We start from the raw sequence: 15,006 nt of genomic DNA on the forward strand, positions 1-15,006 counted from the left end.
GATGACTGTGTCGCGTTCGCTCCGCGAGCACCTTCCGGCGCCACTGGCCAGGACCGCGGGAGCGGCCCGGCGGCGCCTGCGCGGCCTGCGGTACTCGTACGTGCGGCTGCCCGCCTTCCCGCCGGTGGCGACGACGCCGGTGCGGATGCTGGTCGGCCCGACCAACTCGGCCGGTCAGGGCCACGCCTGGGCCCAGGCAGCACGCCAGATCGACGGGGTCAGTGCCGTCTCGTTCGCCGTACACCGCAAGGGACAGTTCGAGTTCGCCGACGACTACGGTGTGCCGCTGGCCTGGTTCGGTCAGCCGCGCTGGCAACGGGCCCAGCAGCAGCACATCGAGAGCTCGTACACGCACGTGATGGTCGAGTCCGCGCGCCCGATCTTCGGCGCCCGCGGCTACCCGGACGCCGAGGCCGACATCACCGCGATGCTGGAGAAGAACCTCGATGTCTCCTTGCTGTTCCACGGCTCTGACATCCGCCTGCCCAGCCGCCACGCTGAGCGCGAGCGCTGGTCGCCGTTCACCCCGGGTGACGACCTGACCGACCGTCTGGAGAAGCAGGCCCGCCGGCACGCGGAGCTGGTGCAGAGCCTCGGCCTGCCGGTGTTCGTGTCCACGGTCGACCTGCTGGACGACGTACCGGACGCTCAGTGGCTACCCGTCGTGATCGACCCCACGCCGTGGCACCAGGCCGCACGGCCGCTGTTCAGTACCGAAAAGCCCGTCGTCGCGCACGTTCCGTCGAACGCGAAACTCAAGGGCACCGAGGAGATCGACGCCGTCCTGACCCGTCTGCACGAGGCCGGTCAGATCGAGTACCGGCGGATCACCGGCGTCCGGCACGACCAGATGCCGACTGTGATCGGCGACGCCGACATCGTCGTCGACCAGCTCCGGATCGGCCTGTACGGCGTGGCGGCCGCCGAGGCGCTGGCCGCCGGGCGGATCGTGGTTTCGTACGTCGGTGACGCGGTCCGCGAGCGGATGCGTAGTCTGACTGGGCGGGATGTGCCGATCGTTGAGGCCGATCCCGACACCCTGGGTGATGTGGTGACCGGCCTGCTGGCCGATCGTGACACCGCCACCGAGCAGGCGGCTGCCGGCCCCGGCTTCGTGGCGGAGCTGCACGACGGACAGCGCTCGGCCGTCGCCCTCACCCGCTGGCTCACCTCGAAGGAGATCGTGTGACGTCCCGCATCGCGGCAACCGCCGATGTCGACCAAACCGCGCAGATCGGCGCCGGGTCGTCGGTCTGGCACCTGTCCCAGATCCGCGAGAACGCGGTGCTGGGCGAGAACTGCATCGTCGGACGCGGCGCCTACGTCGGCTCCGGCGTGCGGATCGGGAAGAACTGCAAGATCCAGAACGACGCCTTGGTCTACGAGCCGGCGGTGCTCGAGGACGGTGTGTTCATCGGCCCGGCTGTCGTGCTCACCAACGACCACTTCCCGCGCGCGGTCAACCCGGACGGTTCGCTGAAGAGCGGCCACGACTGGGAGCCGGTCGGCGTGACGCTGAAAGAGGGCAGCGCGGTCGGAGCGCGCTCGGTCTGCGTGGCGCCGGTCACCATCGGCCGCTGGGCTACGGTGGCGGCTGGTGCGGTGGTGACCAAGGACGTGCCAGACTTCGCGCTGGTCGCCGGGGTCCCGGCGCGGCGGATCAAGTGGGTCGGCCGGGCCGGAGTGCCGTTGCTGGAGATCGGCGACGGCGGCTGGAAGTGCCCGACGACGGGCGAGACGTACATCGAAGAGGACGGACGGCTACGGCCGGCCGACGAAAACCAGGAGGAGAACTGATGGTGCAGCCGATTCCGGCCGCGAAGCCGATCATCGGGGAGGAGGAGCGGGAAGCAGTCGACCGTGTGATGCGCAGCGGAATGCTCGCCCAGGGTCCTGAGGTCGCTTCGTTCGAGCAGGAGTTCGGCGCAGCGCTGGTCTCCGGCCGAGCCTGCGTCGCGACGAACTCGGGCACCTCGGGTCTGCACCTGGGCCTGCTGGCCGCGGGCGTCGGCCCCGGCGACGAGGTCATCGTCCCGTCCTTCACCTTCGCCGCGACCGCCAACAGCGTCGCGCTGACCGGCGCGACGCCGGTGTTCGTCGACATCGAGCCGACGTACTTCTGCCTGGACCCGGCCGCGGTCGAGGCCGCGATCACCGAGAAGACCAAGGCCGTCATGCCGGTGCACCTGTTCGGTCACCCGGCGAACATGACCGCGCTGCAGGAGATCGCCACCAAGCACGGCATCGAGATCTACGAGGACGCCGCGCAGGCGCACGGCGCGACCTGGAACGGTGCCCCGGTCGGCACCTTCGGCGAGTTCGCGATGTTCAGCCTGTACCCGACCAAGAACATGACGTCCGGTGAGGGCGGCATGAACTCGGTCGCGAACGCCGACCTCGAGCGCCGGATGCGGCTGTACCGCAACCAGGGCATGCTCAAGCAGTACGAGAACGAGGTCGTCGGCCTGAACAACCGGATGACCGACCTGCACGCCGCCATCGGCCGGGTCCAGCTCACCAAGGTCGGCGGCTGGACCAAGCAGCGCCAGGAGAACGCGAGCTTCCTGGACAAGAACCTGCAGGGCGTGGTCGTCCCGACCGTGGCCCCCGAGGCGACGCACGTCTACCACCAGTACACGATCCGGGTGACCGAGGACCGGGACGGCTTCGCCGACGCGCTGCGCACCGAGCACGGCGTGGGCTGCGGTGTCTACTACCCGATCCCGAACCACCGGCTGCCCTCGTTCAAGCGTGAGCTGGACCTGCCGCAGACCGAGAAGGCCGCCGCCGAGGTGCTCTCGCTGCCGGTCCACCCCTCGCTGTCCGAGGAAGACCTGGACCGCATCGTGACCGCGGTCGCGACCGTCGCGAAGGCCGGTGCCTGAGATGGCGAATCTTCGCGCCGGACTGATCGGCCTGGGCATGATGGGCCGCCACCACGCCCGCGTCCTGGGCTCCCTCGAGGGCGTCGACCTGGTCGCCGTCGCCGACCCGGGTGGTGACAAGCACGGTGTGGCCAACGGCCTGCCGGTGCACGAGAACATCGAGCAACTGATCGCCGCCGGGATCGACTACTGCATGGTCGCGGTCCCGACGCAGTACCACACCGAGATCGCCAAGGCGCTGGCCGAGGCCGGCGTGCACGCGATGATCGAGAAGCCGCTGGCCGGCTCCTCGGCCGAGGCTCAGGAGATCGCCAAGGCCTTCGAGGCCGCCGGCGTGATCGGCGCGGTCGGGCACATCGAGCGGTACAACCCGGCGCTGCAGGCGCTGCGGGTCCGCCTCGCGGCCGGTGAACTGGGCGACATCTACCAGATCACCACCCGCCGTCAGGGCCCGTTCCCGTCCCGGATCGCCGACGTCGGCGTGGTGCTCGACCTGGCCACCCACGACATCGACCTGACCGCGTGGGTGACCCAGTCGCCGTTCGCCTCGGTGTCCGCGCAGAGCGCGCACAAGAGCGGCCGGCAGTACGAGGACCTGATCGCCGTCACCGGCCGGCTGCAGGACGGCACCGTGACCAGTCACCTGGTCAACTGGCTGTCCCCGATGAAGGAGCGGCTCACCATGGTCACGGGTGAGCGCGGCGCGTTCATCGCCGACACCCTGACGGCCGACCTGTCCTTCCACGCCAACGGCACCGTGCAGACCGCCTGGGACGACGTCGCGCACTTCCGCGGTGTCAGCGAGGGCGACATGATCCGCTACGCGATCGCCAAGCCCGAGCCGCTGAAGGCCGAGCACGAGGCGTTCCGCGACGCGGTCCTGGGCAAGGAGACCGACATCGTCACCCTGCAGCAGGGCCTGGCCACTGTGGTCGTCGCCGAAGCCGTCATCGCCTCGGCGGCCGACGGCGGCAAGTCGGTCAAGCTGACCGACGAGCCGGCCGGCGTCGCCGGAGGGGCGCGGGCCGCGCAGTCATGAAGGTCCTCAGCGTCGTCGGGGCCCGCCCGCAGTTCGTCAAGCTCGCCCCGATCGCGGAGGCGTTCGCCGCCACCGCGCACGAGCACGTCATCGTGCACACGGGCCAGCACTATGACAAGAACATGTCGGACGTGTTCTTCGCCGACCTGAGGATCCCGGCGCCGGACGTCCACCTCGGGGTGGGCTCCGGCAGCCACGGGGTGCAGACCGGCGCGATGCTGTCCGCGCTGGACGCCGTCCTGGACGAGCATCGGCCGGACTGGGTGCTCGTCTACGGCGACACCAACTCGACGCTGGCCGGGACCCTGTCGGCGGTCAAGATGCACCTGCCGGTGGCACACCTGGAGGCCGGGCTGCGCTCGTTCAACCGGCGGATGCCGGAGGAGCACAACCGGATCCTCACCGACCACGCGGCCGACATCCTGCTGGTCCCGACCAAGGTGGCGATGGGCCACCTGGCCAACGAGGGCCTGACGGACCGGGCCCGGCTGGTCGGCGACGTGATGACGGATGTGTGCTTCCGAGTGCGCGACGCGGTCTCGAAGAACAACACCTTCGACCTGCCCGAGGGCCTGAAGTCCGGTGAGTACGTCGTGGCGACGATCCACCGGGCCGAGAACACCGACGACCCGGAGCGGCTGGCGGCGATCGTCGACGGCCTCGCCGACGCCGGTCACCCGGTCATGCTGCTGGCACACCCGCGGCTGGTGGCCAAGTGCGCGGAGCAGGGCATCAAGCTGGAGCGTCCGGGCGGTTCGCTGCATGTCCGGGAGCCGCTGGCGTACCCGGAGATGGTCGCGGCCGTGCTGGGCTCGTCCGGTGTGGTCACCGACTCCGGTGGCCTGCAGAAGGAGGCCTTCCTGCTCGGCCGGGTTTGTACCACGCTGCGCACGGAGACCGAATGGGTCGAGACGCTGGAGGATGGCTGGAACGTCCTCACGTCCGACATGAGCAAACTGCCCGAGCTGGCCGCCCGGCCGGCGCCGGTAGCCGACCGCCCGATGCCCTACGGAGACGGGCACGCCGCCGGGCGTGTCGTCACCGCTCTCACGGAGTAGCTACGTGACCGCCGACGTACACAGCCAGCCGCCCACCCCGGGATCCACGGGGTCGGCGGCTTCGGCCCTTTCTAAGACCGACACGGCTAAGAGCTCCGATGATGCGGCCACCCCGCCGCCGGGCGCTCCGGTCAGCACCTTCCCGGGGGAGTCCGGCCCGCCGCCGGCCGACCCCCGCAAGCGGCTGCCGCGGGTGGAGTCGCTCACCGGTCTGCGCTGGTGGGCGGCGTTCTTCGTCTTCGCGCACCACATGACCAACCTGGCGCCGCTGCCGATCCACGACTTCCTGAAGTACGGCACCTCCGGGGTGACGTTCTTCTTCGTGCTGTCCGGTTTCGTGCTGACCTGGTCGGCCCAGCCCGGCACGAAGGTCAGCACCTTCTACCGCCGCCGGTTCGCCCGGATCTGGCCGGCCCACATCGTGGCGCTGGTGCCGGCGATGTTCGTCTTCTACCGGTTCGATCCGCCGGAGAACATTTGGTGGATCAAGCCGTTCTCGATCACCGTCCTGCTCTTGTCGGTGGTCCTGCTGCAGGGCTGGTCGAACGACTCGGCCATCCTCTACGGCGGTAACCCGGCCTCTTGGACGCTGTCGGTGGAGGCGTTCTTCTACGCCTACTTCCCGTTCATGCAGCGGGCCACGGTCAAGCTGAAGCGGACCGGTGGCTTCATCCTGTGTGTGTCGGTGATCGTCATCGGGGTGGCCTATCGGCTGGCGCTGTTCCACTTCAAGGACGTCGTACCGGTGCTGCCGCAGCCGGTGCTGCACTCGGTCGCGTTCCTGTTCGGTATCGGCCTGGCGATCATGCTGCGGACCGGCTGGAAGCCGCGCATCCCGGTCTGGTTCGCCTTCCTGGTCACCGCCCTCGGGCTGTTCACCCTGTGGTACTCCGGTGAGCACCCGGCCAAGATCCCGTTCGCGATCACGATGAGCCTGACCCAGAAGGAAATCCTCACCGTCCTGTACGGCTTCCTCCTGCTGGCCGTCGCCTCCCGGGACACCCGGGGCGGCCGGTCACTGCTGCGCAGCCGCCCATTGGTTGCCCTGGGCAAGTGGTCGTACGCCTTCTACCTGGTGCACGCCACCATCCTGTACGCGATCAAGGAGTACCACGGGGTGGCCGGCCCGGTCGGCTGGTCGAACCTGACCTGGTACGCCGGGATCTGCGCCATCTCGATCGTCGCCTCGTGGCTGCTGTACAAGTTCGTCGAGCACCCGCTGGAACGCAAGCTGCGAGGTCCTCGATGAAGAATCACTACTCAGTGGAGTTCCCGTGCGTGTCAGTGTTGTCGGCCTAGGCAAGATCGGACTGCCGCTGGCGGTCCAGTTCGCGGCCAAGGGTCATCAGGTCATCGGCGTCGACATCAACCCGGCGATGGTCGAGCAGGTGAACGCCGGCCAGGAGCCGTTCCCGGGTGAGGCACGTCTGGGTGAGCTGCTCGCCGAGACCGTCGCCGACGGCCGCTTGCGGGCGACCACCGACTACGCCGACGCCATCCCGGGCAGCGACGCGGTCGTCGTGGTCGTGCCGCTGTACGTCGACGAGAAGACCGGCGAGCCCGCGTTCGGCTGGATGGAGAGCGCCACCCGCTCGCTGGCCGCGCACCTCAGCCCGGGCACCCTGGTCAGCTACGAGACCACCCTGCCGGTCGGCACCACCCGGACCCGGTGGAAGCCGATGCTCGAGGAGATCTCCGGTCTGACCGAGGGCACCGACTTCCACCTGGTGTTCTCGCCGGAGCGGGTGCTCACCGGCCGGATCTTCGCGGACCTGCGCAAGTACCCGAAGCTGGTCGGCGGGCTGTCCGAGGAGGGCGCCAAGCGCGCCACCGAGTTCTACGAGGCCGTGCTGGACTTCGACGAGCGCCCCGACCTGGAGCGCGGCAACGGCGTCTGGGACCTGGGCTCCGCGGAGGCGGCCGAGCTGGCGAAGCTCGCCGAGACCACCTACCGCGACGTCAACATCGGCCTGGCCAACCAGTTCGCCCGGTTCGCCGGGCAGAACGGCATCGACATCCACCAGGTGATCGCGGCCTCGAACTCGCAGCCCTACAGCCACATCCACCGGCCCGGTATCGCGGTCGGCGGGCACTGCATCCCGGTCTACCCGCGGCTGTACCTGTGGACCGACCCGGACGCCACCGTCGTCCGGGCCGCCCGCGAGGCGAACCTCGCCATGCCGGAGTACACCATCGGTCTGCTGGAGGGCGCGTACGGCGACCTGACCGGCGCGCGCGTCGTCGTCCTGGGTGCGTCCTACCGTGGTTCGGTGAAGGAGACCGCCTTCTCCGGTGTCTTCCCGGCCGTCGAGGCGCTCAAGTCCCGTGGTGCCGAGGTGCTCGTGCACGACCCGATGTACTCCGACGAGGAGCTGCAGGGCCTGGGCTTCACGGCGTACCACCTGGGTGACCCGGTCGACGCGGCCGTGCTGCAGGCGGACCACCCGCAGTACAAGCAGCTCACCCCGGCCGAGCTGCCGGGTGTGCAGGTGCTGGTCGACGGTCGCGACGCGACCGATGCGGCTCGCTGGGCGGGTGTCCGGCGGATCGTGATCGGAAGGTCGGTGCGTCAGTGACGCGTTCCCCGGAAGAACTTCGGGTGGTGATGCTGGTCGCGAACGAGGTCACCAACGACAGCCGGGTCCGCAAAGAGGCAGCAGCGCTGGCCGAAGCCGGAGTACAGGTCACTGTGCTCGGGGTCTCGGGGAACGGCAGTCAGTCCCGCGAGATGCTCGACGGCGCGATGGTCGTCCGGGTGGCGGTTCTGTTCACCCTGCGGGAGCAGCGCAAGGCCAGCCGGAAGAGCCGTCGCGACTGGCGTCCGCCGCTCGTCGGGTACCCGAACGAGCAGGCGTACCTGGCTCGCGCCTACCGGGTGCAGGCCGGGCTCAAGGCGCTGAAGGCCGACTCGGGTCACGCGATGCAGGCCAAGAAGGGCGAGCTGGGCTTCAAGCTCGGCGTCGCCACCCGCCTGGTACGCCGGGCCGGCTGGCAGGCGGCCCGCCGTGGAGTCTTGCTCCGCAAGGGCCTGGGCAACCAGCTCGACAAGCCGTTCAAGTCCGCCTGGCGTGCCTGGGACGGCGTGAACCACCGGATCACCTGGCCGGCCCGGTGGCGGCGGGTGCACCCCGAGGCGATCGACCTCGAACTCGCGTTCGGCGATCTGATCGACCAGCTGGAGCCGGACGTCGTCCACGCGCACGACATGCACGTCATCGGTGTGGCCGCCCGCGCGGCCGGCCGGGCCAAGCTGCGCGGCAAGGACCTGAAGGTCGTGTACGACGCGCACGAGTACGTGCCCGGGATCGCCCGGTACGGCGCGCGCACCCGCAAGTTCATCGCGGCCTGGGCGAACCACGAGCGTGAGTACATCGGTGCCGCCGATCGTGTCATCACCGTCAGCTCCGCGATCGCCGAGCGACTGGAGCAGGAGCACAAGCTCCCGCGCAAGCCGACCGTCATCCTGAACACCCCGGACATCCCCGAGTCGGTCGAGATCGAGCTGGACATCCGGGCCAAGCTACGGCTGCCCGCTGAGGTTCCGTTGCTGGTCTACAGCGGTGGCATCACCGCGGTACGGGGCATCGAGACCGCGATCAAGGCGCTGCCGAGCATGCCGGGTGTGCACCTCGCGATCGTCGCCGTACCGACGCCGAACCAGCCCGCGGTCGACGTACTGCGCAAGCTCGCGGGCCAGCTCGGCGTCGAGGATCGGATGCACTATCTGCACCCGGTCGCGCCGTCCGAGGTGACCGCGTTCCTGACGACGGCGGACGCCGGCATCATCCCGATGCTGCGCGCGCCGAACCACGAGATGGCGATGCCGAACAAGCTGTTCGAGTACAGCCTCGGTGGTCTGCCGGTGCTGGTCAGCGACATGGCCAGCATGAAGGAGTTCGTCACCCGGACCGGGATCGGTGAGTACTTCCAGGCCGCGAACAGTGCCGACCTGGCCGAGAAGGCGAAGCTGCTGCTCAGGCGGACCGACTCGTACCGCGAGCGGCTGGCCGACCCGGAGTTCAAGCAGGAAGCGGCGTGGAGTGGGCAGGCCGAGAGGCTGCGCGCGCTCTACACCGAGATGCTCGGCCGGACGCAGCTCGAGCCGGTCCTGGACGGCAACTCCGAGGCGCCCGGGCGACGACTGCTGGTCGGTCCGGTCAACAGCGCCGGCCAGGGCTACCTGTTGGCGACTGCGCTGGAGCGGGAAGTCCCGACGATCGCTGCCGAGTCGCTGACCACCGATGGCGGCAAGTACGACTTCAAGGTGCACCGGACCGGGACGGCCACGCAGTACCGCGAGGACCTGCGCTGGCAGCTTTCGCTGGCCGCGTGGGCTCTGCAGAACGTCACCCATGTGCTGTTCGAGGCGGGCCGGCCGATGTTCGGCCGGATGCCCGGACAGGTGTGGGATGCCGACGTCCCGATGCTCGACGCGGCCGGGATCAAGCACGGTCTGGTCTTCCATGGGTCCGAGGTCCGCGACCCGGCCCGGCACCGGGCGAAGTACAAGTTCTCGCCTTTCGCGGACCGTGGTGACGAGATCACGGCCCGGTTGCAGGCGGCCAACGATCTGATCCGCGAGCACTTGGCCGAGTACGAGGGACCGCGGTTCGTCAGCACGCCCGACCTGCTCGAGTACGTCGAGGGAAGCGAGTGGCTCCCGGTCGTCGTGGACGCGGACGAGCTGGCCTCCACGGTGCCGGTGATGGATCGTGAGGTGCCGGTGGTGCTGCATGCACCTTCGATGAGTTCGCTGAAGGGCTCGGCGTACGTCGACCCGGTGCTGACCGAGCTCGACGCTCGCGGCCTGATCAAGTACCAGCGGGTTCAGAGCGTTCCGCATCAGGAGTTGATGGCGATGGTCAAGGACGCCGACATCGTCGTCGACCAGCTCCTGCTCGGCTCGTACGGCGTCTTTGCCTGCGAGGCGATGGCGGCCGGGCGCGTCACGGTCGGACACGTCGGCGATGACGTCCGCGCCCTGCTGCCGACCGAACTGCCGATCGTCGAGGCGACACCCGACGACCTGGGCGAGGTGATCGAGCGGCTGGTCGCGGAGCGCGAGGAAGCCCGCAAGACGGCGGATGCCGGACCGCGGTACGTCCGGGAGCTGCATGACGGCCGCAAGTCCGTCGAGGTTCTCCTGCCGTTCCTGGGTGGGCGCTGATATGCGGATCCTGATGATTGCGCAGTCCCCGATCGCGGGCGACTCGCGAATCCTGCGCGAGGCCGCGGCACTGACGGGGGCCGGTCACTCGGTCCACGTGGTCGGCCGCGACGTGCCAGAAGGCTTCACCATGGAAGGCGGCGCGACCGTCGAGTCGGTCTCCCGCTCAGCCGGCCTTCGCGGCGGCAGCGGTCCCGCGGTCGGCCATGGGCAGCGTGGCGTGAAGGTGCTCGTGCAGCGGTTCGGCCGCTGGCTGTTGCTGCCGGAGCACCGGCTTCGCACCGAGAGGCAGTGGCGTACTGCGGCCGCTGCGCGGCTGGCGGAGTTGGAGCCCTTCGAGGTGGTGCACGCGCACGACTTCAACACGTTGGAGCTGGCCGCGTCGTTCGCTTCTCAGTGGTCAGCGACGTTGGTTTACGACACTCATGAGCTCTGGTTCGACCGCGCGCTGCCGGGCCGGCCGACGCCGCTGTGGCGGGTGCGCGGGCGCAAATACGAACTCGGCCTGGCACGTCAGGCCGCCGTGGTCTTCACGGTCAGCGACGGCATCGCGCAACGCCTGCGCGAACGCGGCCTGCCGGACGTGCGAGTCATCCGCAACACCTTCCCGCGCCCCACGGTGGCGCCTGAACTGCCTTCGTCGCCGACCGGCCTCCTGTACGCCGGCCGCGTCGGCGCCGGCCGCGACCTACCAGCCGTAGTCGAAGCCGCCCGCCAGCTAGCGCCTTTCCCGACCCTGCTGATGGGCTCAGTCGATCCGAACTACCGACTCGACCTCGGCCCGGTCCAGAAGGTGCCCGAAACCTCGATCGACGGCGTGGACCGAGTCCTGCAGGAATCGGGCATTTCCCTTGTCACGTTGACAAACACCTGCGAAAACCACCGCCTAGCCCTCCCCAACAAGCTGTTCCACGCCGTACGCGCCGGAGTACCAGTCGTGGCCGCCGATCTACCCGAGCTGCGAGCCGTCATCACGAAGTACAAGCTGGGCACCCTCTATGAGCCCGGCAACGCAGCTTCACTGACTACCGCCGTACGATCCCTGATCGCCGACTACGCCAGCTACGTCGCCGGAGTACGAGCTGCCGCCGACGAACTCAACTGGGAACACGACTCCGAACTCCTGGTGTCGGCCTACGCGACCTTGACCAAACCACCTGCCAACGCTTCGAACTGAGGAGATGGCCCGCCGCCTCACCTCGCAGTACGGAGCGTGAAGGGCGGCGGGGCAGCAGGAGGTGCGCCGTGGAACAACCCCAGTCCGCCGGGGAACTGACCCCGGTCGCCCGTGCGCTGCTCGGGGTCACGGCCACCGCGCTCTGGCGGCTGGCGGCCGGGTCCGAGGACGCCGCGATCCCCCTGCCCGGCACGTTGGTGTTCGAGACCGACCGGGGCTTCGTGACGCTGTCCTACGCGCAGAAAGGGCTGTCGTGCCGGGGACCGATGCGTAGGGACGAGATCCGCTGGGACACTGAGCCCGACCTGGCGATGCGCGGTGCGCGCAATACCGAGGAGTGGCTCGACCTCGTGCCGCTGGCGGAAGCGCCCGCGCTGCCGCTGGTCGTGCAATTGGTGACGGGCTGGTTCGGGGTCGGGTCGTACGTCGACACGTTCGCCCTGATCCTGTCCGGTGGTGGCCGATCGCTGGTCCTCACCACCACGGACGACTTCGACCTGCGTCCCGCGTCGTACGACGATGCCCGTCGGCGGGCCGAGCTGGTGGCCGGGAACCTGGGGCTGCGGCTGGTCGAAGACGTACAGCGCATCTGAGCTGAGCGCGGGGGTGAAGGCCCCGGCCGGTCTGGTGACCTGCCGGGGCCTCCTGCCTTTTATCGCGAGGCTTCTACGAACTGTTCCATCAGTTTGACTGGGTCCTTCTCGGGCTCGGGCTGGGCCAGGTCGGTGGCCGGGATGCGGGCTTGGGAGGACTCGGGGGAGTTGAGGCTTGCTGTGGCGCCGGTGAGCGGCAGGGTGAGGGACGACTTGGTTGGGTCGAGGGTGATTGTCGCGCCGGTGAAGGGGATCGACGGGTTGTCGGGTTCGACGGTCAGGACGAGGCCGAGGCGGTGGCCGGCCGCGAACACGACATCGTCCGCGTTCAGTTCGAACGTCAGGTCGTACCACTTGCCGGACTGCAGCGATTCCTTCTTCTCCAGCGACCGGTAGTGGCCGACGTCAGCGAGTGTCCGGACCACCACGGCGGTGTTCGAGACGGCCGTGTTGATCTTGGTCTCGGGGTAGCAGCCGTGGTCGAGTACGTTGCCGTCACCCCAGCACTTGTTGGTGTTCGGGACGTTCGTCACGTTGGTGTAGCGGGTCGCCGTACCGTAGTCGACCAGGCGAGCTTTGATGCCTGCGGCAACCTTGTTGACCTTGACCCGGACGGTCACCTTGCCGGTACCGGAGACGCGCACCGGCTGAGCCAGGTCGTTGCTGACGAACACCGCACGGTCGGACCGCGGCGTCGACGGATCGAGCACCACGGTGTCGACGGACTCCTTGTCCGTGCCGGTGAAGCTGACCGGGTCGCTGGTCGGCGCCGCGATCGACAGCCCGCCGGTGCCGGATCCCTTGCTCAGGGCAAGCTTCGTGCTCTTCACTCCTGCGGCAGGCCAACGCGCCTCGGTGGTGAAGCTGCCGTCCTCCCGCTGGATGGTCGCCTGTGGGCTCTTCATCACGTTGTTCTGCAGACCCTGCAGCCAGTAGTCGAACCAGGGGTGCAGCTGGTCGACATACGTCTGGCGGAAGCTGAAGCCGTCCAAGTGCACACCCTGGTGCAGGAAGATCTTCCGCGGTACGCCGTTCTTGACCAGCTGGTCCCACCACTCGCCGAAGTGCCGGGTCTTGACGTTCTCGTCGTCGAGACCGTGGACGACGAACACCGACGCCTTCACCTTGCGCGCATCGAGGTTGTAGTTGCGCGGATCCCACCAGCGGCTATAGCTGCCGGTCCGGGTGTCCGAGTCCTGCTCGATCTCGCTGGTCAGCTCGACGCATCGAGGGCTGGCGTCGTTGCTGACGTAGTCGTGCAGGAAGCCCATGTACTCGTCGTAGAAGGGCACGCCGTGGCTGCGGGTGTAGTCGTACCAGCTGGAGATCGCGGCGATCGGGACAATCGTCTCCAGCCCCTTCACGCCGGTACTGGCGACCGAGTTCGCGATCGTGCCGTTCCACGAGCCGCCGATCATGCCGGCCTTGCCGGTCGACCAGTCGGCCTTCACGGGCGCGCCCGCCGGGGTGTGGGCGGCAACGCGGTTGTTCAGCCAGTCGATGACGGCCTTGGAGCCGCGGACCTCGAAGTTGCCGCCGACGTCACTGCAACCGGTCGACCGGAAGGTGCCCGGCATGTCGACGAAGGCGACCGCGTAACCCCGCGGTACGAAGTAGTTGTCCAGCCAGCTGCCGAACACCTGCCGGGTGCCATTGGCATCGAAGTACGTCTTCGGATCCCGCGCGTAGTACGGCGAGGCCTGGACGATGACCGGTACGTCGATCCCGGCCTGCGCCGCCTCACCCGGACGGACGATGTCGACGGTGATCTGGTCGGTGACGCCGTTCGCGTCCGAGTCGATCCCCGGCACATCGACCTGGACACGCTCATGGATCGCGTTGTCGTAGTCGTAGGCGGCGACCGTCTGGGTCCCCTGGACGAACGGCTTGGGCGCTGCCTGCTGCTGAGCGGCATCAATCGGTGTGGCGGGCCGGGCAGTCGCGGTCAGCGAAGCCGGCGGCACCAGTACGGCAGCCGCAACCAGTGCGACCCCGGCCCGGAACGCGGTTCTCGAACGGTTTCGAGCTCTGCGCATGCGTGTCTCTCCCCTGTAGGCGGTGGGTAAAGCTACGACAGCCCTCCCTCGACAGGGCCGTTGTGGTGGCTGCACCATAGGCAGAACCTGACACCGTTGTCTTCACCAATCCCACGCCCCCGATCACTTTCCGTGGAAAGCACGGGTAATACTTCACGCCGCCGTACTACGCCCACGCGCCCGCCACCTACGCTCCTACGTCGCTGCGGTTCTGGGGCGCCCACCCGCCCTTTGCTTTGACGCTCCTACGTCGCGCGCCCTGCGACGACCTCACGCCTGCCAGAGCCGCCTCGGCCAACTCCCACACGTGGCCGGCTAGCGGGTACCGGATCTCGTCAAGGCGCCCGCAATCAGCAGGGCCACGGCGTTCTCCAGGTCCGCGCGCAAGTCCAGCTGGAGTTCTGCCAGCGCCGGGTCGACCTCGTAGGCCGCGAGTGCGCTGGCGGCTGGCCGGCAGTACGCCGACAGCGCGGCCGCCAGGACCAGTGTCATCCGGCACACGGTTTTGGCGTCGTCGCCGAGTTCGGGCACATGGTGGCTGATCATCTCGGCCGCCGTACCGAGAGCGGCGATCGCGGCCCGCTTGTGGTGAACGACGACGTCCACGGACACGTTGTGTTCCAGTACGCCTGCCTGCGCGTTGGCCAGATCGCACAGCACGGTTTGGCGCGCCAAGGACCGGCTGAGAACCGCAGCCAGCTGGTCGCCACGCTCCCTCGCCGAGAGACGAGGATCGACACCGGCGGCGAGTTCGTCCGACACCTCCGCGAGCCACGCCTGGAGGGCACCGGCCAGCAATTCGAGCAGTATCGCCTCGCGGGACTCGAAGTACCGCAGCACGTTCGACTTGGCCAGCCCGACCCTGCGGCTCAGCTCGTTGAGGCTCACCTCGGACGCGGGCATCTCGTCGAGCATCGCCATCGCCGTGTCGAGGATGGCCTGGCGCCGGATCTCCCGCTGCTCCTCGCTGCGCGCCCGCTGGAACGTCATGTCCCGGAGTTTACAGACCAACAGTCTCTTGACAACAGACCTCCGGTCTTTTACGGTCGAA

12 protein-coding genes are annotated in these 15,006 nt (G+C 68.7%); 10 read left to right on the forward strand and 2 right to left on the reverse strand.

Translation table 11 applies throughout. The annotated features are described in order from the left end of the window. Nucleotide 1: 1 nt before the first annotated feature. From ACQPYM_RS02355 to ACQPYM_RS02400, 10 genes are all read left to right on the forward strand, one after another. Nucleotides 2–1,189, forward strand: a complete 1,188-nt coding sequence (locus ACQPYM_RS02355) for a hypothetical protein (RefSeq protein WP_433014008.1) — start codon at nt 2–4, stop codon at nt 1,187–1,189. Next, a complete protein-coding gene (locus tag ACQPYM_RS02360; protein WP_433014011.1) occupies nt 1,186–1,797 on the forward strand; it encodes an acyltransferase in 612 nt (203 codons plus the stop codon). Before ACQPYM_RS02355 ends, ACQPYM_RS02360 begins: the two co-directional genes overlap by 4 nt. Beyond that, a complete protein-coding gene (locus ACQPYM_RS02365) occupies nt 1,794–2,885 on the forward strand; it encodes a DegT/DnrJ/EryC1/StrS family aminotransferase (protein ID WP_433023161.1) in 1,092 nt (363 codons plus the stop codon). Before ACQPYM_RS02360 ends, ACQPYM_RS02365 begins: the two co-directional genes overlap by 4 nt. Before the next feature lies 1 nt (nt 2,886). Next, the gene (locus tag ACQPYM_RS02370) at nt 2,887–3,924 is read left to right on the forward strand and encodes a Gfo/Idh/MocA family protein (RefSeq protein ID WP_433014014.1); all 1,038 of its coding nucleotides are present in this window, start codon (nt 2,887–2,889) and stop codon (nt 3,922–3,924) included. Beyond that, the gene (wecB, locus tag ACQPYM_RS02375; protein ID WP_433014017.1) at nt 3,921–4,982 is read left to right on the forward strand and encodes a non-hydrolyzing UDP-N-acetylglucosamine 2-epimerase; all 1,062 of its coding nucleotides are present in this window, start codon (nt 3,921–3,923) and stop codon (nt 4,980–4,982) included. Before ACQPYM_RS02370 ends, wecB begins: the two co-directional genes overlap by 4 nt. A 4-nt stretch (nt 4,983–4,986) precedes the next feature. Next, on the forward strand, nt 4,987–6,231 hold the full coding sequence (locus ACQPYM_RS02380) for an acyltransferase family protein (protein WP_433014020.1): 1,245 nt from the start codon (nt 4,987–4,989) through the stop codon (nt 6,229–6,231). A gap of 25 nt (nt 6,232–6,256) precedes the next feature. Beyond that, on the forward strand, nt 6,257–7,558 hold the full coding sequence (locus ACQPYM_RS02385) for a nucleotide sugar dehydrogenase (RefSeq protein WP_433014023.1): 1,302 nt from the start codon (nt 6,257–6,259) through the stop codon (nt 7,556–7,558). Next, nucleotides 7,555–10,149: a glycosyltransferase family 4 protein gene (locus ACQPYM_RS02390; RefSeq protein ID WP_433014026.1), complete on the forward strand. Its 2,595-nt coding sequence runs from the start codon at nt 7,555–7,557 to the stop codon at nt 10,147–10,149. The genes ACQPYM_RS02385 and ACQPYM_RS02390 overlap by 4 nt, the downstream gene beginning before the upstream one ends. A 13-nt stretch (nt 10,150–10,162) precedes the next feature. After that, entirely contained in the window at nt 10,163–11,326 is a 1,164-nt protein-coding gene (locus ACQPYM_RS02395) for a glycosyltransferase (RefSeq protein ID WP_433014029.1), read from the forward strand. Between the two features lie 68 nt (nt 11,327–11,394). After that, nucleotides 11,395–11,919 (forward strand): hypothetical protein, encoded by a 525-nt coding sequence (locus ACQPYM_RS02400; protein WP_433014032.1) that lies wholly within the window; start codon nt 11,395–11,397, stop codon nt 11,917–11,919. Between the two features lie 59 nt (nt 11,920–11,978). Here ACQPYM_RS02400 and ACQPYM_RS02405 read toward each other — a convergent pair whose 3' ends face one another. Next, the gene (locus ACQPYM_RS02405) at nt 11,979–13,955 is read right to left on the reverse strand and encodes a CocE/NonD family hydrolase (protein WP_433014035.1); all 1,977 of its coding nucleotides are present in this window, start codon (nt 13,953–13,955) and stop codon (nt 11,979–11,981) included. A 315-nt stretch (nt 13,956–14,270) separates the two neighbouring features. Further along, complete coding sequence (locus tag ACQPYM_RS02410) at nt 14,271–14,945, reverse strand: TetR/AcrR family transcriptional regulator (protein ID WP_433014038.1); 675 nt, start codon at nt 14,943–14,945, stop codon at nt 14,271–14,273. Nucleotides 14,946–15,006 lie beyond the last annotated feature (61 nt).

Source organism: Kribbella sp. CA-294648 (genome assembly GCF_050943845.1).
Lineage (GTDB): Bacteria > Actinomycetota > Actinomycetes > Propionibacteriales > Kribbellaceae > Kribbella.